The 24099-nt window shown below is 35.0% G+C and carries 36 protein-coding genes and 2 riboswitches; of the genes, 31 read left to right on the plus strand and 5 right to left on the minus strand.

Annotation, left to right across the window (positions count from 1 at the left end; genetic code table 11):
* The first annotated feature begins 7 nt into the window (after positions 1-7).
* The 14 genes from F0527_RS06310 to F0527_RS06370 all read left to right on the plus strand — a co-directional run bounded on the left by F0527_RS06310 (position 8) and on the right by F0527_RS06370 (position 10993).
* Positions 8-2533 carry a phage tail spike protein gene (locus F0527_RS06310; RefSeq protein ID WP_150284165.1) on the plus strand — a complete coding sequence of 842 codons (2526 nt, stop codon included), beginning with the start codon at positions 8-10 and terminating at the stop codon, positions 2531-2533.
* On the plus strand, positions 2533-4053 hold the full coding sequence (locus F0527_RS16995; protein WP_190323393.1) for a tail fiber domain-containing protein: 1521 nt from the start codon (positions 2533-2535) through the stop codon (positions 4051-4053). The genes F0527_RS06310 and F0527_RS16995 overlap by 1 nt, the downstream gene beginning before the upstream one ends.
* The gene (locus F0527_RS06320; protein ID WP_150284166.1) at positions 4053-4244 is read left to right on the plus strand and encodes a hypothetical protein; all 192 of its coding nucleotides are present in this window, start codon (positions 4053-4055) and stop codon (positions 4242-4244) included. The genes F0527_RS16995 and F0527_RS06320 overlap by 1 nt, the downstream gene beginning before the upstream one ends.
* Entirely contained in the window at positions 4222-5544 is a 1323-nt protein-coding gene (locus F0527_RS06325) for a hypothetical protein (protein WP_150284167.1), read from the plus strand. The genes F0527_RS06320 and F0527_RS06325 overlap by 23 nt, the downstream gene beginning before the upstream one ends.
* A 3-nt stretch (positions 5545-5547) precedes the next feature.
* Positions 5548-5877, plus strand: a complete 330-nt coding sequence (locus F0527_RS06330) for a hypothetical protein (protein WP_150284168.1) — start codon at positions 5548-5550, stop codon at positions 5875-5877.
* Between the two features lie 2 nt (positions 5878-5879).
* A complete protein-coding gene (locus tag F0527_RS06335; RefSeq protein WP_150284169.1) occupies positions 5880-6290 on the plus strand; it encodes a hypothetical protein in 411 nt (136 codons plus the stop codon).
* Between the two features lies 1 nt (position 6291).
* Positions 6292-6528: a hypothetical protein gene (locus tag F0527_RS06340; RefSeq protein ID WP_150284170.1), complete on the plus strand. Its 237-nt coding sequence runs from the start codon at positions 6292-6294 to the stop codon at positions 6526-6528.
* A gap of 53 nt (positions 6529-6581) precedes the next feature.
* The gene (locus tag F0527_RS17000) at positions 6582-6722 is read left to right on the plus strand and encodes a hypothetical protein (RefSeq protein WP_190323394.1); all 141 of its coding nucleotides are present in this window, start codon (positions 6582-6584) and stop codon (positions 6720-6722) included.
* A gap of 90 nt (positions 6723-6812) precedes the next feature.
* The gene (locus F0527_RS06345) at positions 6813-7211 is read left to right on the plus strand and encodes a hypothetical protein (RefSeq protein WP_150284171.1); all 399 of its coding nucleotides are present in this window, start codon (positions 6813-6815) and stop codon (positions 7209-7211) included.
* Between the two features lie 362 nt (positions 7212-7573).
* Positions 7574-8875 carry a M1 family metallopeptidase gene (locus F0527_RS06350; RefSeq protein WP_150284172.1) on the plus strand — a complete coding sequence of 434 codons (1302 nt, stop codon included), beginning with the start codon at positions 7574-7576 and terminating at the stop codon, positions 8873-8875.
* A 128-nt stretch (positions 8876-9003) separates the two neighbouring features.
* Entirely contained in the window at positions 9004-9369 is a 366-nt protein-coding gene (locus F0527_RS06355) for a hypothetical protein (RefSeq protein WP_150284173.1), read from the plus strand.
* A 151-nt stretch (positions 9370-9520) separates the two neighbouring features.
* Complete coding sequence (locus F0527_RS06360) at positions 9521-9913, plus strand: hypothetical protein (RefSeq protein ID WP_150284174.1); 393 nt, start codon at positions 9521-9523, stop codon at positions 9911-9913.
* Between the two features lie 11 nt (positions 9914-9924).
* Positions 9925-10176: a phage holin gene (locus F0527_RS06365; protein ID WP_150284175.1), complete on the plus strand. Its 252-nt coding sequence runs from the start codon at positions 9925-9927 to the stop codon at positions 10174-10176.
* A 1-nt stretch (position 10177) separates the two neighbouring features.
* Positions 10178-10993 carry an N-acetylmuramoyl-L-alanine amidase gene (locus tag F0527_RS06370; protein WP_150284176.1) on the plus strand — a complete coding sequence of 272 codons (816 nt, stop codon included), beginning with the start codon at positions 10178-10180 and terminating at the stop codon, positions 10991-10993.
* Between the two features lie 124 nt (positions 10994-11117).
* On the opposite strand, the gene F0527_RS17005 is transcribed toward F0527_RS06370, so the two are convergent.
* On the minus strand, positions 11118-11255 hold the full coding sequence (locus F0527_RS17005; protein ID WP_190323395.1) for a hypothetical protein: 138 nt from the start codon (positions 11253-11255) through the stop codon (positions 11118-11120).
* 145 nt (positions 11256-11400) lie between these two features.
* Between F0527_RS17005 and F0527_RS06375 the strand changes: the two genes are divergently transcribed.
* From F0527_RS06375 to F0527_RS06395, 5 genes are all read left to right on the plus strand, one after another.
* Positions 11401-11622 (plus strand): transcriptional regulator, encoded by a 222-nt coding sequence (locus tag F0527_RS06375; protein WP_150284177.1) that lies wholly within the window; start codon positions 11401-11403, stop codon positions 11620-11622.
* The gene (locus F0527_RS06380) at positions 11619-12002 is read left to right on the plus strand and encodes a YhjD family protein (RefSeq protein ID WP_150284178.1); all 384 of its coding nucleotides are present in this window, start codon (positions 11619-11621) and stop codon (positions 12000-12002) included. Before F0527_RS06375 ends, F0527_RS06380 begins: the two co-directional genes overlap by 4 nt.
* A gap of 14 nt (positions 12003-12016) precedes the next feature.
* A complete protein-coding gene (locus F0527_RS06385; RefSeq protein ID WP_150284179.1) occupies positions 12017-12292 on the plus strand; it encodes a YolD-like family protein in 276 nt (91 codons plus the stop codon).
* A gap of 285 nt (positions 12293-12577) precedes the next feature.
* Positions 12578-13147 carry a hypothetical protein gene (locus F0527_RS06390; protein WP_150284180.1) on the plus strand — a complete coding sequence of 190 codons (570 nt, stop codon included), beginning with the start codon at positions 12578-12580 and terminating at the stop codon, positions 13145-13147.
* Positions 13148-13227: 80 nt separating this feature from the next.
* Positions 13228-13758, plus strand: coding sequence for a hypothetical protein (locus F0527_RS06395; RefSeq protein ID WP_150284181.1), 531 nt, complete (start codon positions 13228-13230; stop codon positions 13756-13758).
* Positions 13759-13954: 196 nt separating this feature from the next.
* Here F0527_RS06395 and F0527_RS06400 read toward each other — a convergent pair whose 3' ends face one another.
* Genes F0527_RS06400 through F0527_RS06410 form a run of 3 tightly spaced genes read right to left on the minus strand, consistent with a single transcriptional unit; the run spans position 13955 to position 16344 of the window.
* Positions 13955-14494, minus strand: coding sequence for a hypothetical protein (locus F0527_RS06400; RefSeq protein ID WP_150284182.1), 540 nt, complete (start codon positions 14492-14494; stop codon positions 13955-13957).
* A 13-nt stretch (positions 14495-14507) separates the two neighbouring features.
* On the minus strand, positions 14508-15110 hold the full coding sequence (locus F0527_RS06405; RefSeq protein WP_150284183.1) for a replication-relaxation family protein: 603 nt from the start codon (positions 15108-15110) through the stop codon (positions 14508-14510).
* On the minus strand, positions 15049-16344 hold the full coding sequence (locus tag F0527_RS06410; protein ID WP_150284184.1) for an FtsK/SpoIIIE domain-containing protein: 1296 nt from the start codon (positions 16342-16344) through the stop codon (positions 15049-15051). Before F0527_RS06410 ends, F0527_RS06405 begins: the two co-directional genes overlap by 62 nt.
* Before the next feature lie 448 nt (positions 16345-16792).
* On the opposite strand from F0527_RS06410, the gene F0527_RS06415 reads away from it, so the two are divergent.
* A complete protein-coding gene (locus F0527_RS06415; protein ID WP_190323396.1) occupies positions 16793-17008 on the plus strand; it encodes a helix-turn-helix domain-containing protein in 216 nt (71 codons plus the stop codon).
* Between the two features lie 57 nt (positions 17009-17065).
* Here F0527_RS06415 and F0527_RS06420 read toward each other — a convergent pair whose 3' ends face one another.
* On the minus strand, positions 17066-17275 hold the full coding sequence (locus F0527_RS06420; protein ID WP_150284186.1) for a helix-turn-helix domain-containing protein: 210 nt from the start codon (positions 17273-17275) through the stop codon (positions 17066-17068).
* A 183-nt stretch (positions 17276-17458) separates the two neighbouring features.
* On the opposite strand from F0527_RS06420, the gene F0527_RS06425 reads away from it, so the two are divergent.
* The 11 genes from F0527_RS06425 (at position 17459) to gcvT (ending at position 24091) form a co-directional block, all read left to right on the plus strand.
* Positions 17459-18337, plus strand: a complete 879-nt coding sequence (locus F0527_RS06425; RefSeq protein WP_190323397.1) for a helix-turn-helix domain-containing protein — start codon at positions 17459-17461, stop codon at positions 18335-18337.
* A gap of 108 nt (positions 18338-18445) precedes the next feature.
* Positions 18446-18790 (plus strand): hypothetical protein, encoded by a 345-nt coding sequence (locus F0527_RS06430; RefSeq protein WP_150284188.1) that lies wholly within the window; start codon positions 18446-18448, stop codon positions 18788-18790.
* Positions 18791-18821: 31 nt separating this feature from the next.
* Positions 18822-19163 carry an ATPase, T2SS/T4P/T4SS family gene (locus tag F0527_RS06435; RefSeq protein ID WP_150284189.1) on the plus strand — a complete coding sequence of 114 codons (342 nt, stop codon included), beginning with the start codon at positions 18822-18824 and terminating at the stop codon, positions 19161-19163.
* Entirely contained in the window at positions 19123-20199 is a 1077-nt protein-coding gene (gene comGB / locus F0527_RS06440; RefSeq protein ID WP_223823579.1) for a competence type IV pilus assembly protein ComGB, read from the plus strand. The genes F0527_RS06435 and comGB overlap by 41 nt, the downstream gene beginning before the upstream one ends.
* A 14-nt stretch (positions 20200-20213) precedes the next feature.
* Positions 20214-20525, plus strand: coding sequence for a competence type IV pilus major pilin ComGC (comGC, locus tag F0527_RS06445; protein WP_150284191.1), 312 nt, complete (start codon positions 20214-20216; stop codon positions 20523-20525).
* On the plus strand, positions 20509-20967 hold the full coding sequence (gene comGD / locus F0527_RS06450) for a competence type IV pilus minor pilin ComGD (RefSeq protein ID WP_190323398.1): 459 nt from the start codon (positions 20509-20511) through the stop codon (positions 20965-20967). The genes comGC and comGD overlap by 17 nt, the downstream gene beginning before the upstream one ends.
* Entirely contained in the window at positions 20957-21262 is a 306-nt protein-coding gene (locus F0527_RS06455; RefSeq protein WP_150284193.1) for a hypothetical protein, read from the plus strand. Before comGD ends, F0527_RS06455 begins: the two co-directional genes overlap by 11 nt.
* A gap of 152 nt (positions 21263-21414) precedes the next feature.
* Positions 21415-21684 carry a ComGF family competence protein gene (locus tag F0527_RS17390; RefSeq protein WP_370454666.1) on the plus strand — a complete coding sequence of 90 codons (270 nt, stop codon included), beginning with the start codon at positions 21415-21417 and terminating at the stop codon, positions 21682-21684.
* A complete protein-coding gene (locus F0527_RS06465; RefSeq protein ID WP_190323459.1) occupies positions 21599-21868 on the plus strand; it encodes a hypothetical protein in 270 nt (89 codons plus the stop codon). Before F0527_RS17390 ends, F0527_RS06465 begins: the two co-directional genes overlap by 86 nt.
* 248 nt (positions 21869-22116) lie before the next feature.
* Positions 22117-22680 carry a shikimate kinase gene (locus tag F0527_RS06470; protein ID WP_150284196.1) on the plus strand — a complete coding sequence of 188 codons (564 nt, stop codon included), beginning with the start codon at positions 22117-22119 and terminating at the stop codon, positions 22678-22680.
* Between the two features lie 84 nt (positions 22681-22764).
* A riboswitch (glycine riboswitch) is annotated at positions 22765-22857 on the plus strand.
* 3 nt (positions 22858-22860) lie between these two features.
* Positions 22861-22934: riboswitch (glycine riboswitch) on the plus strand.
* A gap of 44 nt (positions 22935-22978) precedes the next feature.
* Positions 22979-24091, plus strand: a complete 1113-nt coding sequence (gene gcvT, locus F0527_RS06475) for a glycine cleavage system aminomethyltransferase GcvT (protein WP_150284197.1) — start codon at positions 22979-22981, stop codon at positions 24089-24091.
* Positions 24092-24099 lie beyond the last annotated feature (8 nt).

The following is a 24099-nucleotide window of genomic DNA, read 5'->3' on the forward strand; positions in this document are numbered from 1 at the left end:
GTATAAGTTGAACTTATTGGTCATGCATACAGATTCGCGAGGTTATGACAACCTTAATTATAAAGTTGTTGCATCATTGAGTAATGACAATGCACAAAGCTGTCCATTTTATGATGATATGCGAATCGAGAAAATTGAAAACTTCGATGATACTTATACACTCTCTGTTCCTGAAGATCGCCAGGAGGCACTTGCTCTTGTGGCGGGTGCTTTCATTTTATTCGAAGATGAAAGTGAAAAGTTTAGACTGTTTCGTATTTATAGTGAAAGTAGTCGAGCTATTGGCAATATACATTCCAAAACGGTTGAAGCAGAAAATGCTTTTATTAATGACTTGAATAAAACAGTCGTCGCTAAATCGAAACTTAAAAATGTAGATTTTTCCGAAGCTATGGCGCATATCTTGGCGCTTAGCGGTTGGGAAGTAGGAAATGTAGAATGGCTTGGAGAAATACGGTCATTAGAGTTTGACGGCACAACAAATGCCCAGGAAGAGCTACAAAACTTAATCAATACATACCGTGGTGAAATCGATGCGTATGTAAAAGTTAGAAACGGTCGAATAGTTGGCAAATACTTTGATTTAGTCGAAAAAAGGGGCAGAGATAACACAGGCAGACGTTTTGAATATCGACGTGATATAAAAGGCGTAACCCGTACAAAAGTGGATACAGAGCTGTATACGGCGATAAAGGCACGTGGTAAAGATGGATTGTCTTTCGCTTCTATCAATAACGGATTAGACACTCTTTACGATGTAGAAGCTAATGAAATCTATAATGATGGCCGTGAATATCTCGTTAAATACTTCGAGTATGAAACTGAATACCCTTCGGCATTATTAGCAGCTGCACGTGAAGAATTAAACAGGGTGAATCATCCAATTTACAACTATGAAGTCGAGCCAGCTTTGTTAGATGAAACGACTGGCTATGATGAGGGGCCTGTTTTGCTTGGCGATAGTGTTCGAGTTGTTGACTTTGCTATGCAGCCTGAAATGACGGTAAGCGCTCGAGTAATTGAAAAGCAAACCTCATATAGCAATGTGGGGGCAAATACGGTAGTACTGGGTGAATATGTTGAGCTAGACAATGATGTTCCTGGACTCATTCAGAAGCTACAATCTCAACTAACTGATGTAAGCAAAAACATTAATCCAGTTTACCGTTTAGAAATCTTTAGCAGTAATGGCATTGTTATAAAAAATGGAGTAGGTGATACACAATTAACAGCACGAGTTTACAAAGACAACGTGCGAACATTCGGGGAGCCACATCAATACAAGTGGGAGAAAATATTGCCTAATGGAACGCATGACACTGAATGGGAAATGGCTAATGAAGGGGTAGGGCAAACCATTTATTGTGATGCTATTGACTTTGTAAATAACGTTTCTTACAAGTGTAGCTTCTTAACAGATGAATACAATTATGTGGCGACGGCTTATTTCAAAACGGAAGTAGATCGTGTGATTGGTGAAGTCAATAAATTGCGAACAGCTAATAGTATTGTGATTCCCTTTATCACAGACACTCATTATGCTACAGATGCTTTTGAGGACCAACAAGCAAAGTTACGGTCACTTTACCACATCAACAATGTTGTGGAAGTCACACACCAAATTAATTGTGATGCTGTGGTTCATGGTGGGGACATTGTGGACGGAAAAACAAGTAACTATCTTAATAAAGCCAACCTCAAAACGGTTGTGGATGCACTAAACGAATCGGATTGCCCTGTGATGTTTACGAAGGGTAACCATGATGATAATGGTCTTGGTGACGTTCGAACTGCAGGTAATCAAATGACAGCCTGTACGAAGCCAGCAGAAATGAAGCCAATCCTAAGCAAAAATTATATTAAAAGCAACATTGTTTTTTCTTCCACAGACAACGCTAATTATTGTTATTACGACATAAAGGATAAAAAGGTAAGAGTATTTGTTCTTGATAGTTATGATCTGCGGTATGACTTGCTGGGAAGTGATAAGAAAAATAAATATCAATCACGTAAATTCGGAGCTTATCAAAAGGCACAAATCAATTGGCTTATTGATCAACTTAAAAATACACCTAAAGATTATAAAATACTTACTTTCCATCATTATGCAATGTATGGTGCGGCATCCCAGGATGAAACGCCAATCATTAATAGTGAAATTGTAGCGGGTATATTAAATGCTTGGCAAAACGGTAGTAGCTTTACTGGAAAAGGTACAAATAGCGACTTCGCAGTGACTGTAAGTGTTGATTTTTCTACTCGTGGGAAAGGTATGTGGTTGGCGGCATTAAATGGTCATTGGCATAGTGATAAAGCGAAACGTGAAGGGTTAGGCAATGTACCAACCATTATGAGTATTTGTAGTTTAGGTGCTCGTGATAATGATGGGAATGATCGTGCTCTCGGTACTACTGTGGAGGACGGTTGGGACGTGATTGTAGTGGATTTAGATACGAATATGATTAACCTTGTCCGATTTGGTGCAAACGCCATGAGTAAGCCTATAAGGTCTTATTCTGGGGGTGTTAGCTAATGAAAGTAGTTGCAAGTAGCGAAACGACATTAAGCAGCACTAATGATATCTTTGTAGGTCCTAAACCTCCACCTCATCCTGTAATAGGGCAATTATGGTTAGATACGTCTGTTAAACCACCTGTATTAAGAATGTGGGACGGGGAACAGTGGATTGTCCAAGAGATGGACGTAGAAAACTTAGATCCTGATTTTGTAGAAAAGATGCGTGATGAAAATCAAACAGCCTATCAAGAAGCAATGGACTTTGCGAATGCCCTTTCTGAAAGAATGAAGAATGAAGCTTCAAGGCTGGATGGGCTATTCACCAATGTAGAAGCATTGAGTACAAAGGCAAATGAAAATAGCAGTCAAATATCTACGATTAAGCAATCATTTTTCGGATTGGAAACAAAGGTAAGCAACCTAGAAACAAATACTTCCTCCACAATCACACAGCTAAGCAACCAAATTAATATGCGGGTTATGAAAGGTGATGTAATAAGCCAAATCAATCTTGAAGCAGATAGTGCCTACATTTCTAGTAAAGCCATAGTGTTAGATGGTGATACAACGGTGCGAGGGGCGTTTTATGCACCGAAGGTATTAAGTGGTTCGACTGTCGCAGGGAATGCCTACACGTTGATTGAGGGAGCTTATTTAAAGAGTCGAGGCTATTTTTCAAAAACGTGGCTTGAGAGTACAAGAGCGGGATGGCATGAAGTCACTATTGATAAGGGTCATGTGAAGATGAAAGACACCACAAATGGTGGTGCAGTTTACTATACAGCCCGTGGTATTAGTACCCAAATGGATGGAGATAACGATGGACAAGCTTCTGGTACTATCGAATTCATGTCGCAAAAATATTTACCTGGTACCAACGGTTTAACGCTGTCCTCTTCTGGTCGAGTAGCATTAGAATCAACAAGCGGCTCACGTATTTACTTAAATCCAAAAGGTGCAGCAGTTCATGTAGCTGACGAGAAAGACAATTACTACGACTTGTATGCAAGAATTTTTTATGGCGATAGGGCAGGAGTTGGAGGATGGGATATTGGTAGCACTAATATCTTGGCGAATAGCGGAAAAGTGAATATTGGACAGACAGGTATAACTATAAATAATTCATATGTCCCTACTTTCTCCGATTTATCAAATGGCACAACTGTGGGCAGTTGGTTAATCGGTACTTTAAATCTAAACTCTGCATCTGGCAAAATAAAAATGGGTAATGATACAGGAAATATTGTCTGTAATAATCTAACTCAAACATCACAAAGAGAATTGAAGAAAAATATAAAACCATGGGAAGGCGACGGTTATGGCATTGTTAAGAGTGTTCCAGTTCGACAATTCCAATATACCGACGAGCTAGATGAGGAATTTCCGCATGTTGGTTTCATCTTGGATGAAGTAAGTCCTTGGATGGCAGACATTGAGGGATATGGTGTATCAGTAAATCAAACAGTTAATATTCTGTGGGATGCTTTTCAAACTGCCATTGCAAAAATCGAAAAGTTAGAAGGGATGGTGAAATAATGAACAAAGAGGAAGTATATATAAAAATGATAGAATCACTTGGCAGAAAAATTGCTACTGCTGAAGTTGAAAAAGCAGAATCAGATGCACTTTTAATGCAGGCACAGGCTCATATCAATGAATTATTAGTGCAGATTGATGAATTAAAGAAAGGGGGTGAGAAACAAGATGAAGCTCCTGTTACTGAATGATGTAGATACGCTTAAAAGCACTGATAATGCTACTTTAATTAAAATGGCTATCACTGATGAAAATGATCAGTTTGTTGATTTGCAGCAGTTCAAAACTATAAACGTTGGTATTGGCTATCAAGGTAACTTAGTAAATACTGAATCACCTAGGATTGATTATGAAAATAATTCATTCTCCTTCACCATGTCACACAGTTTGCCAGCTGGTAAGTATGTAATTGAAGTCAATTTAGTTCATCAAGATGATACGGTTAGTATAGCGCCCAATGCAGGCGTTTTTATTTTGACCATTGAGAAGTCATTGGGTGAAGTTGGAGAGACAGTTACTGTTATTTCCGTACAGCAACTGTTGAATGATATGGCTGCTGTTAGAGAGTTAGCTGAAAAGACTTCTTCCGATATTGTGGCTGCAGTTACCGCAGCTAATGAAGCGAAGGAAGAATCAACTGAAGCAACAAGGATAGCCCAAGAAAATACATCCACCGTGAAAGCTGCATTGAATATAGCCAATGAAGCTAAAAGTGAATCATTAAATGCAACTAAGACTGCAAATGAAGCAAAAGTAATTGCTGAAAATGTAGTAACTGTTTCAACTGAAACAAAAGCAATTGTGGAAGAAATAAGGGTTACAGCGAATGAAGCAAATGCAAATTCTAATATTGCCGTAAACGATTCACTTGAAGCTAAAAACACTGCCCATAAAGCTAAAACAATTGCCGATAATGTCCGTGCGGAGTTCGATAGTATTATTAAGGATTCCGGTAATGTAGATGCCGAAGTTATACAAGCACGTGGGAATTTCGTAAGTTTGCCAGAAAGGCTATCAGCAGGGGAACTTGCTGTAGATGAAAAAGCTAGATTAACCTTGGAAGATGCAAAGAATTATACGGATGAAAAAATAGCGAGCATACCACCTGTTGATTTATCTGAATACGACAAAACAGTTGATATAGATAATAAGGATAAAGCAACATTACAAAGCGCCAAAGATTATACCAATGCAGAAATCTCAAAAATTCCACCAGTTGATTTAAGTGTATATTCTACTACCGAACAAGTTGAAGCTAAAGATGCTGCAATTTTAGAGCAAGCAAAGCAATACACAGACAATCATGTTCCAGTAATTGATACAAGCGGATTTGCAACAAAAGATTCAGTTGCTGATGTAAACAACGCTCTAGCTGTTCATCAAGTGGATGGTACAAAGCACTTAAACAGCGGCTATTTAAAATTAAATAATGGATCCGCAAGCTTCCTTTTAAAACTGGATGCAGAGGGACTATACCTAGAGGAGGTCTAGCTGATGGCAACAGGAGATAAATATTATTTAGGCGGCCAGAAGGTATTTACTAATTACTATTCTGGAAGTGAACTTGTAGGAAAGACAGAGGTAAAAGTGAACTTGGGATTTAAAACGAGTTGTATAAAGTATATTTCAAATGATAGTGAAAACGGTTCTTTGTACGTATCTTTTGATAGTGTTCCAACAACTGCAACTGCATCAGGTTTAAATAAGGCGATTTTATTAAACCCTGGTGAAGTGATAAATGAATTAAATATTGCAGTTTCGTCAATAAATTTAAGATTAATTGGATATGACGGGATTTCAATTGCTCGTTGGCTGGCGGTGTAATTATGGGATTAAAGAAACAATTGAAAATTAAAGGGGCAATCATTCCAAGTGACACAGAAGTTGCTTATCTAGATGGGAATACCTATGTTTTAGATACTGTAGGTGATCAAACAATTGGTAGAGCTTTAACCATGAAGTCAGATGGAATAGTTCGCTTAAAGGTCTCATATTACGGCGGATATTACAATTTAAACTATCAACTGAATGGAGTTAATAAAAGTATGGGAGGTATTTCAGCTGGTCCAAGTGGTGGTGGAACCTTATCTGCTGATATTACAGTAAAGAAAAACGATATATTGAAAATTATTGCCATTAAAAAAGATGCACAGACCTATGCGAGGATTTCAAATATATACGTATATGGAGTGTTTAAACTCGATAGAAACAAATTCTATATTATAGGAGAGTCTTGATATGATGACAATTACATTTGTTTCAGAAGAAGAAAAAGAGAGATTAATAGAAAAATATTCGCAGGAATATGAATTAAAAGAAACACGATATTTATTCACAGGGAATGAACTTGTTTTTCAAGAAAAAGTAAATGGCTTGACGTTAGAAGAACGGCTTCAAGAACAAGAACAAAAAATTGTATTACAAGAACAAGCACTAGCTGAATTAACAATGTATATTTCTACATTGGGAATTTAATTCAACAGTGCTTTTTATATACAAAAAATTAAAGTGAAAAGGATGATTTCATAATGACATTCACAAAAGATAGTGCTTTGGTAAAAGTATGGGTAGGATTAGTAATGGCAGGTACTTATCAACTTGAACAAGTACCGCCGCTATCTAATTTAAAAACGGTTGTGACAGAAGTTATAAATGGTACAGCAGCGTAAAAGTAGTTATTCGTTTTTATTGTCAAAAATTTATTAAAGGTAAACTCATCTTTTTGTCGAATTTTAGTAGATAGAAAGGGGAGATTAAAAATGAAAGAATACTCGCATGTACTAACTGTTTCATCTGAAGAAGTTAGATCATATGTTGATAGAGGATGGGAAATCTTCGAGACTAGTAAAAATGCATATCCTGAAGGTGGTGTCTCTACCGAGTTTCATATTGGATATCCATTAAGAAAAAATTATGAAGAGTTATTAAAAATAATCAAACTTTATGAAAAGCATGGATTTAAAGAAGAGTTAGGTCAAAAAGTCTTTGATGATAGTATAGATAATTATGATACTGGAAGAGAAGGTCATCATGTTAATAATGATATGACTTCTTTCTTAGAAAACTATGATATGAATGTAAATGGCTATGTCACAAAGTATTATAAAAAGCTATCCTCTGAAGAAATTGAAGAAAAATACGGTAATTATAATTTTTAAATTACTTTGCTAGCACATCCAATCGGGTGTGCTTTTTATATGCTTTCCACAATTTGTGGAGGGTATATTTAGGTTTAACACAATTAAATCCAATGTACTAGCGCTATTTTTATTAATGATATTGGTACACGTACGATGAGTAATATCATTGGAAAAAAGAAGAAACTTTTGGAATAGTAAAAGATAACTTGAATAGACTAATAGAATAACGTGAGGAAATTCACCAGTTAGAGAGGCGAAGGATTATAAAAAAGTATCTCTGGATAGTTGGATGTTTATTAGTAGTCGTATCCATTTGTTTAACATTTATTTTGAAGGAAAAAACAATACCTCAATTAGAGAAGACAGATGTACCTAAGCAAATGAGTCAAAAATATAAGCCGATTACTCAACCGTTCGGGAGCAAGACCAAATACAAAATAAATTTAGAAATGGATTCAAGAGGACATTTCAATATTGAATCTAGAAGTACAATAAAAAATACTTCGAATGATAAATGGAGTGATGTTGTTTTCTACTTTATTCCAAATATTTTTACGAAAGAAAATTCACCTACTTTATCAAATCCTGGGACAGCCCATATTAAAAGTATCCTTGTTAACGGTAAAAAAGCGAAGTTCTCACTTAAAAAGGATTCACTAAAGGTGCTATTACATGAGAATGTTTATCCGACTAAGAAGATTGTCGTTGACATTCAATATAGCTTTACTTTACCAGAGAAAGGATTTCGATTTAATAAAGAGGATGGAAACTATTACTTAGCTCAATGGTATCCTATGGTAGCTACCTATAAAAATGGCAGCTGGAATAAGGAGGAGTATCGTGTAAAGGGTGAAACGTATCATACGGCTTTTAGTGACTTTGAAGTGAGTTACAAAATTCCTAAGGGATTAACGATTGTTTCTACAAGTGATCAAGAATATGTCAATAGTAAAAATAAATCCACATTAAAAATGAAAAATGTGAAAGATTTCTATATCACTATCTTAAAGAAACCATATGAAAATGAAAGAAAGATAGGAAACGTAAATATAAGGGCTTTTACAATTGATGATGATACTCAAAGTCAGAGGGAAGTATTGCAAATTGCTGAGAAAGCACTAAATTATTTTCAAGATAAAATCGGTCCCTATCCTCATAAGCAATTGGATATTATAGTTTCCCAGTCAGGAATGGAGTATCCAGGTATTGTAACAGCAGGATCCATCAAAGGAGGGAATTCTGATTGGAGAGAGAGCGTAGTAGTTCATGAAATAGCACATCAATGGTTTTACGGGATGATTAGTAGTGATCCTTTTCACGATGCTTGGTTAGATGAAGGAATCGCAAATTTTGCTACAAGTTTATTCTATTCTAAATATAAAAAAGAGCCAATATCATTATTAGATGTTAGCGAATTTCAGGATTCTCCATTACCTGTTAATCTTCCATTAAACAAGTATACATTAGGAGAACAAAGTAATTATATCTATGCCAAAGCTCCAACTTATCTATGGAAAGTATTCTCTGAAAACGGCGGCCAAAAAAGAGCAGAAGATTTTTTGAAAAGTTACTACAATCTTTACAAGTATAAAGATATAGACACAGCTGAATTTGTAAGGTTTATAAAATATTATTTGGATTTAAAAAATGATGCTTCGTTAAAAGAGTTTCTCGAATTTTGATTTTTAAAATTATAAATTCTGGAAGTTTACTATTGCCGAGGTTAATCTCTTTTTCGGTCGAATTAAGTGGATAGAAAGGGTCTTGTTGTGTTTGTCTAGAAGGAAAAATAAGTAAAGGAGGAAAGAGAATGAAAAAAATATTAACTATCCCGTTGATTTGTCTTTTAATAACCATATGCTCAAATAATACAGTTAATGGTAAAACAAATAATGCAGATGTGGATTTTTTACTCATCCCTTACAATAAAATATTGACTAAACTTAGTGATGAATATGGAATAAGGATGTATGTTGCTGAAAAAAATAAAGAAAAACTTTTAAATAATATTCATGGAATGACTCCTAAACAATTCGAAAAACAATTGAGAAAGCAGTATGAGGAAGCCTTAAAATATACACAAGATTCTTCTTATGACAAAGGTGAGTATAAAACATCCGAATCTAACTATATTCCAAACTCAAAAACCAAAATTCCAGCAATACCGCTTAAGTAAATCGTATTTTAAAAGTGCGTTTCTACCAACGAATAATTGTTAGTTAAAAATTAATCACCAACTAAACTTCAAGCCTTCCACAATCACTGTGGAGGGTATTTTTATTATAGAGAGAATGGGGGAGATGGAATTGCAGGAAGGGGGTAATTCTATGTATAAGACATTAGAGGATCATGAAGAGCAGCTTCATCAGCATGGTGAAGTGATACAACAGGACATTTTACCACGGTTAGAAATATTGGAAAAAGAACACTTAGTATTTAAGCAAGAGATGACTTCAATAAAGTCAGATTTGATAGGTGTTCAAAAAGGTCAAAAAGAGGTGGAAGTCACAGTGATGAAAGATGGCAAGGAAACACGTGAATTACTTAAACCTTTTGCTGATCACGTTTTAAAACAAGTAGAGTATGAAGCTGAAACCGAAAGGGAAATACAGATTAAAAAACTGGATGGTAAGGACAAGGTGATAGTGGCTCTCTGTGGAGCACTTGGAACTGGAGGACTAGCTACAATCATCTTGGGAATCCTTGCACTATTCTATTAGGAGGAATTATATTGACAGCAGATAAACTTAAACAATATATAGCGTTATTTGGGGGATTGCTATCAGCAATCCTTTTATTTTTGCATACAATAGGAATTGAGATGAAATGGTATACAGATGAATCTATCAATGCTTTTATGAAAGTCCTAATAGCCGCCGTGCCATTTACCTTAGTTATTTATGGTATTTGGAAAAACACTTATGTAGTAAGCAAAGTAGCTAAAATCCAAGAAAAAGAATTAGAAAAGAAAGGGTTGAAATAATATGGGAAAACAATTCGTAATTAGCAGTGGACATGGCGACAAAGTGGCAGGGGCAATTGGGATTTTAAATGAGCATGACGAAGCAAAAAAAGTTGTTAACCGTGTATACGATATTCTAACTAAGGAATACAATGGTGTAGGTTTTAAATATCACGAAACAACAGCTACCACACAGGATCAAAACTTATCTAATATCGTTTCCTTCCACAATGGAAAGACAAGAGAACTAGACGTTAGCATTCACTTTAACAGTGCTACACCTGCTGCGACAGGTACTGAATGCTTATACTATGATGCTTTAACCTTATCAGCTAAAATGAGTGCAGCTATGGCATTTGCTCTTGGAATTGTAGACAGGGGAGCTAAAGAACGTAAGGAATTGTATTTCCTACGCAACACTAATAAGCCAGCAATCCTTTTAGAAGTATGCTTTGTAACGTCTGAAAAAGATGCAGCTGCATATCGTAAAAACTTTGAAGCATTATGCCAAGCTATCGCAAAAGTTATGGCGGGGCATTTGGGGTATACAAAAAACCAAGTCGAAGGTGTATCTAAGCCAGTAGCCAAACCAAAAGAAAGCACCTATTACAGTGAAAAGTTTGACCGGTTAGTTTTATTAACAGACGCAGGTGTATATGCAGACGTAGAGTTTAAAAAAGAACTTAATAGACACAAAAAAGGCACTAAGATAGATATTGAAGCTATTGTATATACAAAGAACGGTACACCTCGTTTCTTGGTAAGAGAAAAAGATAAGTACGCCTTTATCACAGCCAATCGTGAGTATGTAAAAGCTTATACAATAGATAAGAAATAACATTACTTTTACTGCACGAAATGCTATAATTAAGATATTCCAAAAGAACAGAATATTGTGTATATCATCAGACAAAAACGCGGCCTCCCATGTTACTAAAAAGCATGAGACTAGCCGCGTTTTTTTATTTGTATTGTTTTGGTTTCTCTGTCCTGGCAAATATCCAATAGATGATTGCGAATAAAAGGGTTATTCCCAACGCGAGACCTACGAGCACAATCATTGCTTGAATAAATCCCATATCAATATTTTGTATATCCATATGGAATCTCCTTTTATAAGTAGTATTTGTTTAGTCTCTTGTCATTATGTTTGGAAACAATTAACTTTAACTAGCTATTGAAATAGGAACGATTGTTCTATATAATTGAACAAACAAATGTTCTTGTTTTTAAGGAGGAGTCAAAATGAAAGAGCAGTTAATGAAAGCGATGCAGCATAATCAATTGGTTGATTTAATGTACATTTCTCAATCAGGTGAGATAACTAAACGACGAGTAAAGCTAATCAAAAATTTTGGTGACAGATTCCAAGCATTTTGTTTCACTAAGCATGCTAAGCGTACTTTTATTACTGATAATGTTCTTGCAGTGATGCCTGTCCTTAGAAAAGAACGTGTAGTAATATGAATAGTGAACAAGGTAATTTAGTTCATAAGCAGATTATATTAGATTTAGCTATTCGAACCCTAGAACGTGACCGTAAGCTATTAGATTGTTTTAAATCGTTTGGAGCTTTTGATATGTGGTTTGAAATTAAAATAAAAGAAACTAAACAAGAAAAATTGAATATCAAAAGAACATTGGGCGCTATGGGTATACGTATTGAAAACGAATTAAGGGAAGATGATTTTATAACTGTGTACGAAGTGCTTTATAGGGGGGCAACGAAGATTCTTCGTTATTCTAATATCGCACTTAGAAACTGGACAAATGAAGAGATAAAGCGCCTACTAAATATGGAATATAACACAACAGCAAATGTTAATAAAAAAGTGTATCACAAGTAAAAAGGAGAGATAACATGCCTGTAGGGTTTTCGAAACCAAAAAGAGTTAAAAAAGCCGCTAAACACCCTGACCGTGACGAATTCGATTTAGAAGAATTAGCAATGACATTGAACGAGGCTTTGAATACGAACAAAATGTATAGCTTCGCAGTATTTAACCGAGATGAACCGATTGTTGGAAAGGTTACTAAGATGGATCCGAATACAAAGCTGATTACTATTCAAAGGTATGGGGAGATATTTAAAGCTCACTTTTTGGATATTTTAAAAGTAAACTCTTATGAAGGGTGAAATAGGTTAATTTTAACATATATATTTTGAGATATTGAATGCTATAATTTAGCTAACCTCATTCCTACACTAGTATTATTAGTGTGTAGAATATTAAAAACACGGCTTCTCATTTGACCAAGAAATATGAGATTAGCCGTGTTTTTTATTTGGTTCAAGCCCTATAATCTTTAGCAATTATTTTTCGAAAATGTACATTTCAGCCGCTGTGTATTTTAATTTGGTAAATTTTTATTTTTGTTGTACAATGAATTAAAAATTAAAATTATAGGAATGAGAGTAATTATGGATATTGAAAAAGTTAAATTAATGTATGAGAGGATAAGTGAGGATACTAATCTTATATCTATAGTGGGTTGCGTTTTTTGGGCGCTAATCTTACTGGTAACAATTTATGAATTCATAAAAAATAAAAAATCTGGTTCTGCAATTTTAGGATATTCTTTATCAATACTGATAATGTTCTCAATTTTGGGAGCTTTAATTTTTAGCATTGTACAATCAAAGGACTCAATAACTGAACAAGAATGGAAGACCAACTATTTACAACCGTATGTACAAACCAAACCAGTTACTAAAATTGAAATAGATGACATTCAACAAGTATTAGATAAGCCTAAAAACTTAACTAATAGTGTTTTCCTTACAAATAAAGCTTCTAAACATTACTTTAAGATAACCTATAAAAATAAAAAAAGTATTTATATATCAGCAAATGTGAAAAACAGTAAATCTAATAAAAATTATATTATTTTTAAAAAGATAAATACCAAAATTTCGAAGAAGTATAACCAAAATACTTATTTCGACCCGGTAATTTACGTTCGAAAGGGCTTCATACCAGTTTATGATTAAACTGGTATTTAGTCCCTTTTTTTATTTAAAAATTTATGTCATAATTAATTTATATTAAATTACTAATGGAGGGATAAATTGTGAAAAAATTTATATTAACTGGTTTAGCAACAGCATCTCTAATGTCGTTTAGTGCATTATCTACAACTAATGCATCTGCAGAGGAAAAAACGAATATTCAAAATGAAAGTATAATTGTTCAGGGTGACGAAGAAAAGGGAAATGTAATTCCTAATATTGAGCTATATACTGCTGGTTGGCAACATATTCACTCTTCATATGTACCTATTGAAAAAGGACAAACTGTCAACATGGGATTGGGTAATCATGAAAGAGGTATACCAGGTAGAATATATTCTGGTGGAGGTAATTTAAAAGTTTCAGTAACAGCAACTAAATACGGTAAAACTCCAACAGTTAAATATAAATTAATGGAATATGATCCAACTAATGCTGATGAAGTTATAGGAACTCGTACTGTAAATGGTTCAGATACGCATACATTTGACGTTAGAAAATATGTTGATGGCGATAATAAAAAAGCTGAAATTTACATAAAGTTTTATGATGCTAATATGCAATGTGGTATTGATGTAGACATCTGGGATTAAAATATAAAGTAGCCTTAATAGGGCTACTTTTTTATATTCAGTTATATGTAAAGGTGATTCGTCTAATTAGTGCAACTTTAATAAAAAGAGTAGACGTTTCCGCGTCTACTCATACTGTTAACAGTGATAAAATTGTGTTGTTTTATTATAAAAAAGTTTCTGTTCTGTGTCTATAGTTACACGGCCAAGAAATTTATTATTGTGGTTGAACTGCATTGCCAGCTGCTTTTAAAATATTCAAAAGTAGTGGCGACATTTGAATAAGCACGTAAGATAGTCCTGCATTCATCATCATGCTATACGATTTTTCTTTTTGACCAACCATCATCATAAATAATGAGCCAACTAGAATAATTGAAGCTACTGGTAAAGAAAGGGCTACTAAAATATCTATAATTGGATCCATTATGGTTGTGAAGGAACTTAGCGCAACTTCTCCTGCAACCTCTCCTGCTTTATCAGTAAACCCTACTGGCATTGCATTATAAGTAGCCACACTATCAATTGAACGTGTAATCCCACCTGCACTGTCTACATAGCTTGCTACCTCTAATACAGGAGATTGAGTAGTTACTTCAGTTACTTTCTTTAAACTATTCCATGCGACCATCCCAAGGCTCGCTACAGCAGGCACACATGCAGCAATAGCCAAATCCTTACGTGTAGCATGTTGGCTCCCAAAATCAGTCCATTCACTCTCGGGCACGACTTCCACTTTGTTCTTCTTAAAAAACATTTCATCTCTCCTTCTATCTAATTTCATCATAAGTAAAAACTTTCGCTACAGGTAAACCTTCACAAGCTTTCTTTAACTGCAGCCGTCTGAACTCTGTAGTGGTAAGCCAGACTAGAGTAGGGAAGTGACCCAATTGTTGTTCCAAGGCTCCATTGGCATGTAAAGCTTTGTAATTTTCTATTTTCAATCTGTTTTCGGCCATTGTTTGCAAGTTATCAACTTCGACAAAATGAGTAGTATGTAATTTGGTGAACATGGCATCCACAACTACAGTTGTTAGCCCATCTGAAACTTTTATTTCATTTTCCCAATCACTTGGATATTCATAATAGAGATATAATTCGTTCCGCATGATTGTATGTTGCACGTTGCTTGAAACTTTACGCACCTTTTCGCAATCAACATATTCTCTGCCTAGCTTATTCAAGTAATAGATAGATCTTCTGCCGTCTCGAATAACCGATAAATAATCCGACATATCCTTTAGAACTCGATTTGCATTTCTAATAGATTTAAGGGAGAAATAATAACGAATTTGATCTCTCGTCATGAAATCAAGCTTTTTCAAAAGTAACAGTATTTGTTCTTGACGGTTGTTGAGGGGTTGAATTAACATTGTTTACTTCCTCCTTTTTCGGTTGGTCTAATCTGATATGCGGTTCAATGGTCTCCTTTATTATCTGATTAGTGATATAAGGGGTTTGCACAATTTCACGTTTATCAGCTGTTTGATAAATGGCACGACCAGTAATCTGTGGAAGACATTCAGCACCTTCATTATCTAAGACAACACGACTAGCAACTGCCGATTGAACTCTAAACGATAGCTTTGCATCGCTGTTTTGTTTGCACTGTCGGGGAATAACATCACCAGTAGGGTATTGAGTAGCAAGTATTTGTCGAAAGCCTAATCCAGCACCTAGACGGGCAATTTGAGACATATAACGTTGGCATTCTATTTTGATTGCTTTTTCTTCTCTTGTAATAGCTTCAGCAGGGTTTAATTCTCCTACTTCATCCACAATCACAAAGTAACGATCTTTTATTCCAGCTTGCTGTACATTCTTTTTGCCTTTTCTCCTTACTTCTTGCTGTAGTTCTCTCATACGCTCGTATGCAGCTTTCAAAGTTTCCAGTGCTTCCTCTGGCTCGTATGCAATACTTTCTGTTTGCTTAATACGTTCATAATCGGAAAGCTCCACACCGCCTTTTAAATCGATTAAATAAAGGTGTGTGTGCTCTGGTTCACTGTGCACTAGACTTGTAATCATTGAATTAATGAAATTAGATTTTCCATACCGGGTAGCACCACCGAGAACCAGGTGAGGGATTTTTTCAAAGTCATGAAACTTAAAAGCGTTCTGATCGCGTGTTTGACCGACAGGCACTTTCCATCCTTTGCCTGGAAGGTGGTCAACAGTAGAAGGCAAGGGCGAATTGTAGACACGAATACATAACAGTCCATCAAATGACATTTCAACTTCTTTTTGATTGGTTAGCTTAGTTTTGTTTAATTGAAGAATATTCTTTAAGAAATTCTTATCGATTTTTAAATCAACTTGCTGTCTTCGATTGTTTAAGCCATCCTCAATATTTTTTAGTTTAGCTGCATAGTCCTCGAAACTTCGCCCATATGGAATTCGATATTTATATTCCCATCCCCATTCGTACTTTTGTTTTCGGACAAGTTGGGTAGTTAAAGTATCTTTGCCATCCGTAACATTAAGACCCGATAAAGAAATGATCCTTTGAATTTTTCCGCTATCATTGTCGGTTAGATTTTGTTTTGCAATAAAAGCTTTTGCTGCAATACTTCCCATCACTGTTGTAGTTAAAATTTCAAATAACACTCTGCATCTCCTTTCAATAATTTTTTATTTTATTTTCAAAAATTATTTCTAAAAAATTATTAAACAAATTCTGCTTTCTGTTTCATTTAATAACTTGCGCCACTGGTTCTCATACGTAGTATGAGTTGCACCAATCTGGTAGGGAAATATTAGCGTTAACTTATTAAGAATAAAGGATTTTAAGCATTCCACATTGAATACTAGGATAGTAGAAGCATTAGTATAGCTATTGGTATGGGTATCGGTATACCAGTGAGGAATGGCCATTGGCATATCTATAGGAATGCTAATTAAGAATATTCATTAGTACATCTATTGGTAGTTAAGAGGTAGGTATTTATGAAGCTGAATTGGTATGTGGCTTGGTATTAATAATGTATTACGCTAAGCGAAAAAATAAACCTTGTCTAACAAAATTTTTTTCAAATAAACGAAAAAGGTGATGAGAGTGAATCGTGAAATTGAAGTGAAATTGTATAGATTATTGATTGAAAATAAAATGACTTATCAGGAATTAGCAGATAAAACAGGTTTGTCCTTAAGGACTATATCTGTACTGGTTAATAATAAAATGGAACGTATTCCAAAAGCAGCTTTAATAAAACTTGCGGATGCATTTGAATTAGATGACATTCGCGAAATTATCGATTTCAAAAAAGATTAGGTACATAAAAAAAGACCGTTCTTCCACAGTTGATGGGAGAGCGGTTTTTGTTTGTTTTTAATTATCTTCATTAATCAAACTAAACAATTCATTTAAATCATTAATCTGTAAAGCGACAATGATCTTTTCTAAAGCTTCCTTGGGGTACATCTTTACTTTGTTATTAGCAATTTCACTAATTAATCGAGTAGTAAGTCCGGTCTTTTCTGCTAAATCCTTTTGGTTCATGTCACGTTCTGCAAGTAAAATCTTGAGTCTTGATTTCAAGTACAAAAATACCACCTACTTTCATTCCTTTATTGTTAATTCAATTATAAATAAAAAAATAAAATTACGCAATTAGTAATTGTATTTCGTTTTTAATGATGTTATTATATAAGTAATAAAATTACTAATAGGATAATTATATGCTGATAAAGGTAACGATATTATGAATAGGAGGTGGAAATGATGGCAGCGTTCGATTACTTAAAACAATACATAAACTTTGCTTCTGTGGAAGAAATGGACAAGGAAGTTGAAAAGCATATTCAAGCAAACTATTATAATTTAACTGCAAGTGAGCGCGCCATCGTTTTCAAACTTGCTGCACACGCTTTGGAATATCCAGGTGTGACACATCTAAAAGCATCAACAATTGCGGCCGCATTGGAGATTAGCACAAAGACTGTTTACCGAGCTATTAAAAAGTTAGAATCACTTGGAATTATCAAGAAGGAAAATACGATTAAATCAAAAGGTGGGCAAGGTGCTAACATCTTTATTATTTTGAAACACAATGTCCCAGCGGAAATGTCCGAGCGTAAGAATGACGAAAAGCCTTGTGAGAGTAGGACAGAAGAGGAAGTTTCAGAAAACCTATCATCTAAATCTTTTAATCTTTTAAAACAAGCACTACAAAATAATAATATATACAGTAATGGGGTTAATGAGCCTGTAAGTGAGGAAAGCAAAGAGCAAAAGATAAAACAATATGGAAATGAGTATCAACAATCACTATTCAATGTTATAAGAATGATGCCTTTTGCAGAATCAATCGTGAATTCAGCATATGAGATATCCCTAGCATTGGCTATGGAAACCAAAGAAGATTTCATTCTGGCCAAAGATACAGTTAAGAAAGTATCAATGGATATGTTGAGCCATTTGCGTGTTTCTTCCACAGTTAGAGCAGTAGTAGAAGCTTCCTATTATAAGGCGAAAAAACGACGTGACAGCCATTCTAATTTAGTTAGGTGTAATTGGCTTAAATTAGAGCAGAAGCCTAAAAAGGATAATATAAAACGCCATGAGCCATCTTTTGATATTACCAGATATAACTGGCTATAAAATAAAAAGATAAACAATAAGTTCCTATGTATATAAAAATTGTGTATTAAAATGGATGGTATTTGTTATATAATTTAGTATAAATTAACCAAGGGAGAGGCTAATACTATGAATCAGGATGATATTAGACAAAGTATACAAGATGCAAAAACAAATGAAATGGGAGTTGGTTTTGTAGGTGTAGAAATGTTTATCATTTCTGTTGCACTTGGAATTATTTTTTCATCGTGGTGGATTTTTGGTATTGTGTTAATAGGTTCTTTTATCCTTTTTAATATAGAATACACAGCAAAAATTTTACTTCTCATATTAACGCTAGCTTGGGGAGTAATTGCTTATAAAATAGGGCATGTTTTTGGTATTTCAGCAGCAATTGTTTTAGGAGCGCTTGCTTTACTTTTTGCTGGCGGTATACACTTCTCAGCATTCGGTGGCTTTAGAGATATGAAATAAGAAAGACCGTCATAATGACGGTCTTTTTTGTATGCCTATTAACAGAACAGGTCATTTAGTCGTATCGACCATTCATAGTAAGGATACCATTGGCTGTTTATACCGTTTATTGGATTTAGGGATTTCATTGGAAGAGTTAAAGCAGACAGTCATCGGTATTGTAGCTCAGCGTCTTGTCCCCTTGCAGGGGACCAAAAAGTTAACAGCTATTTTTGAGATTTTATCTGACCAATACCTAGACCAATCTTTTGAAGCGATTGAAAGTAAAATTAGTTACGAGCTTCCTTTTGAAAAAACGCTAGAAGGACAGATTGAAAAGGGGGTTCAATTTGGTGCAATCGCCTCCCAACATTCTACAAAGAAAATGGATTGACTTTTTGTTGCTAAAGCGAAAAATCCATTTAAAGGATTCAGCGCAATTACTAAAAAAGATGAGCGTTTTGTTAGAAGAGGGATTTACATTTTCAGATTCTCTTTTTATGCTGCTACCTCATCATCTTAAAAAGGATACTGGCGGTGAGGTTAAGATAAGAGCGCAGCTACGAAATGGCTCATCTATAACTGAAGTACTACACCTTTTGGGCTATCCTAAAATTTATTTAATGACCATTCTAGTTTCAGAAGAACACGGTAAAACTATCCAAGCTTTAAAAGCAGTGGCAAATCAGCTAGAAAAAAAGGAACAAAATAGAGAACGGCTACAGAAATTGCTTGTCTATCCTGCTGTGCTGTTTGTTTTTTTAATCCTACTCTTTTTCGCATTTCGGACTTATTTTCTGCCTAACATGTCTTTTATGATGGCAAACCAATCTTCCGAAACAAGTTTCGATTTAACATTATCCAAGCTGTTTTTACACTTACCAGATTTCTTTATAGTATTAGGCATTTCATTTATATCAATGCTGATCCTTTTCCTCATTTGGTTGAAAAAGAAAAGGGTAACAAGTCAAATTCTTTTTTTATTAAAAATCCCTTATATTAACAAACACTTTAAATTACAGATTACGCGGCAGATCTCTTATGAATTAGGCGGTCTCATTCAAAGTGGAATGTCAATGCAAGAAGCCTTAGAGTTATTGAAAACCCAAACATTACAACCTTATTTAGCCAAAGTAGCGGAGATTCTTCAAAAAAGGATCGTTTATGGTGAGTCATTGTCAACTGCGATTCAACAAGAACCGTACTTTTATAAAGGTTTTTATGCGCATGTGCTTCATGGTGAACAAGGTGGCAACTTAGGGAGAGAGCTGCAAATCTATAGTGAGTTTTTAATTGAACGGACAGAAAATACTATTCAGCGAAGCTTAGCATTCGTCCAACCACTTTTGTTTGTTGTAATTGCACTTTGCATTTTAGGCGCGTATCTTGCGATTTTATTGCCGATGTATAAAATGATGGATTTAGTCTAGAAAGGAAGAAAGGTATGTTGAAAGAGCATTTTCAGAAAGGTTTTACGCTTATAGAAATGTTAATTGTGCTGTTTATCATCTCGATACTCATATTGATTGCTATTCCTAATGTAACAAAACATTTCGCAACAGTTGATAAAAAAGGCTGCGATGCGTATGTCAAAATGGTGCAAGGCCAAGTAGAAGCCTATCGAATCGATCATGGCAATTATCCAAGTTCCACAACTGAATTAGAAACAAATGAATATTTAAAACAAACGGATTCTAAAGCTTGTGAAAGCAAGAAGTTAACGATCACGGATGGTAAAGTTGAAATTTCTAAATAGATCTGTAAATAGTCAAGGGGGCTTTACTTTCATCGAAATGTTGTTGGTCTTGACCATTACGATGCTCATTTCATTGATTGGTATTACTTTGGGCAAAAGTCACATGGATCGACAATTAGAGGACCGTTTCATTAAGCAATTGAAAGCAGATATTGAGCTAACTCAAGCCTTGTCTTTCCGTTATCAAGATTATGCTACTCTCACTATTGTGAAAGGGCTCAATGAAGTAAGAATCAAGGTGCCAGCGCATGGCAATAAGGATTATCTAGTAAGGAAATATCCAACGAACATTCAATTACTTCCATACAGTACTATTCAATCAGTTACTTATACAAAAGAATTAACAGTACAAAAATCAGGCACTATGTACTTTTCTATTAATAATAGGATCGTCAAATTAACTGTTTATTTAGGTGAAGGAAGGGTGCAAATTGAACAATGAAAACGGTCATTCATTGCCGGAATCATTATTAACTCTTGTAATAGTCTTTATAATTTTTGGTACATTATTGCCTTTTTACTATCAATTAGAGACGTCGCTTTATAAAAAGAAATTGAGCCTGCATGCGGCAGAAGCAGCTTTGTATGCAGCTGGAAATATTGTTCGATTTCAAAAGTACCAAGGAAATGTAGAAATTGATGATGTCATCTACCATTGGAAAGGGGATGAAACCTCCATTTGTATTCGTTATTCGGGCATAGAAGAAAAACAGCTCTGTGTAGAGACAAATACTTAAAGAAGAATAATAATCAAAGGGGCTTTACCATTCTGGATTCTATGCTACAGCTTATGATATTAATGATGTTTGCTCAATTTTTCCTACTTTTTTATGTATGGTATGGGCATAAAAAGAGTGGCATATTAAGTGAAAGTGAATTGCAATATGAAATGTTCGTGTATCAACTTTCAAAGGAACTTATACATGCTAGAGAGTTCTCTTTAAGCGAAAAATATACAGCTCTTTATTCATCGAATCGAGGAATTATTGGCATAAAGTCTATTGGTTCGGATATTCGAAGAGTTGGAGGATATCAACCTTTGTTATTTGGACTTCAATATGCGGAATTTGAATATGCTGATTCTATCTTTGAAACGACTATTACGTTTAAAAGCGGAAGTGAAAGGAGAAGAAAATTTATTGTCCCGATTCAGGAATGAACAAGGTTTTTTGCTGCTAACAGCTATGATTTTTTTATTCTTCATCACTAACATGATGCTAGCTGTAGCGGCATCATATGAATCGCATTATCGCTCGTATGATGAATTAAAAATTGCCTATTTAAATCAAACAAAGTCTATCCTGCTCTCGTTGAAAGAAAATAAGAATCATGACATAAAATAATTGACTTCTATACAATTCTTTTTAGCAATTTCCTTTTAAGTTTAAAAATCACCATTTCTCTTTCATAACTATTTTTTTAGCATTCATTGGGACCGAAGATATGCTTCTGCGCCTATCATCACCCATTCTGTTCTTTTGTGTAATGCTGTCAAAAAATAAAGGTGATTGGAATCGACAAGTGTTCATGCTACTATAATTAAAAGTGAACTTTTGGTATAGGGCATTCGCTAGTCGAAGAAGGTGAAAAAATGAAAAAAGTATATCTTGTCGGATTTATGGGTAGCGGGAAAAGTGCGATTGGCAGAAGACTTAGTTATTTTCTACGAATGCCTTACTATGATATGGACAAGGAGATTATTAGGCGAGAAGGGTTAACTATTCCGGAAATATTTGAACAAAAGGGTGAAGCCTATTTTCGCCAAAAAGAAACGCAATTCCTGAAAGAATTTCGTGATGAATTTTGTATAATTGCAACAGGTGGCGGAGTTTCTATCAGTGAGGAAAATCGAAAAATCATGCGGCAAACAGGATTGGTTTTATTTTTGGACGCAGCTTTTTCTGATATCTGGAAAAGGGTACATCGAGATAAAAATAGGCCCATCGTTCAAAAGTCGACAAAAGAAGAGTTAGAAGAGCTTTATTTAAAAAGGCGAAAATATTACCTAAATGCTGCACATATAACGGTACGAACTGAAGGCAGGTCTTTAAGACAAATTGTGGACTATGCCGCGTTCCAAATTAACCGATTAAAAGGCGATCACATTAGTGTGGAGAAAGCGTGGAGTTCTCCTCAAACAATCTTTAGAAAATGATTGCCAGAATTGATTATTCAATGGTAGGATATATTCAAGCAATTGTGTTATACAACATTGGAAGAGTACCAATATAAAAAGCGGATGATTGTGCGGGGAGAGAACATGTTTTTAGTGTCGCCGAAGGAGCAAGTAGGTATCTATGAATCTCTCAGGCAAAAAGACTCGTACGGGACGCAACTCTGGAGAGAGCTAATTTTAGCCACCAAAGAGGCCAGCCTTTATGGTTAAACTTTCAGGTGAACAGGACAGAGAAACCTTTATAGGGGTTTCTCTGTCTTTTTTATGGATAAGGGGGATGACATTGGAAACGACTTTAAAACACACGCCATTATTTGAATCTTATGCAAAGTATGGTGGTAAAACAATTGATTTTGGTGGATGGAACTTGCCGGTGCAGTTTTCTTCTATAAAGGAAGAACATGAAGCAGTTCGAACAAAAGCAGGGCTGTTTGATGTGTCGCATATGGGCGAAATTTTCGTTGAAGGTTCAGAAAGTTTAGCGTATTTACAAAAGCTTATGACAAACGATGTTTCAAAAATTGCAATAGACGGTACGCAATATACGACGATGTGCTATGAAAATGGTGGAGTAGTAGATGATTTATTGATTTATAGATTGGCAGAAAACAATTATTTACTTGTTGTTAATGCAGCAAATATCGAAAAAGACTACGAATGGCTTTTGAAGCATGTGTCTGGAGATGTAAAAATTACTAATCAATCAGACGAAATTGGCCAACTGGCACTTCAAGGACCACTTGCAGAAGAAGTATTGCAACAATTAACAGATGTTGATTTATCGACTATCAAACCATTCCACCTCAAACAACATGTGGAAGTAGCTGGATTTGATACATTAGTCTCTCGCACAGGTTACACAGGGGAAGATGGATTTGAGATTTATGGAGCAAATGACACCATTGTAGCATTATGGGATAAGATTTTAGAAGCAGGGAAAGAAAAAGGCGTTTTGCCATGTGGATTAGGTTCACGTGACACATTACGTTTTGAAGCTTGCCTGCCGTTATATGGTCAAGAGTTGTCCAATACGATTTCTCCGCTTGAAACAGGTATTAACTTCGTTGTGAAAATCAATAAAGAAAGCGATTTTATAGGGAGATCTGTTTTAGCTGATCAAAAAGCTAATGGTGTTCCTAGAAAATTAGTTGGCATTGAAATGATCGACAAAGGCATTCCGCGTCACGGATATAAAGTGTTTGTCGGGGATTTAGAAGTTGGCGAAGTTACTACTGGTACACAGCAGCCTTTGACGAAAAGAAATATTGGGCTAGCGCTTATTAAAAGTGAATACGCTGAATTAGACCAAGAAGTGGAAGTTGAAATTCGCAATAAACGCGTAAAAGCGAAGACAGTTGCAACTCCATTTTATAAAAGATTAAAAAAATAACGAAAAGA

This window comes from Rummeliibacillus sp. TYF-LIM-RU47, from assembly GCF_008638315.1.
In the GTDB taxonomy this organism is placed as follows: Bacteria; Bacillota; Bacilli; order Bacillales_A; family Planococcaceae; genus Rummeliibacillus; species Rummeliibacillus stabekisii.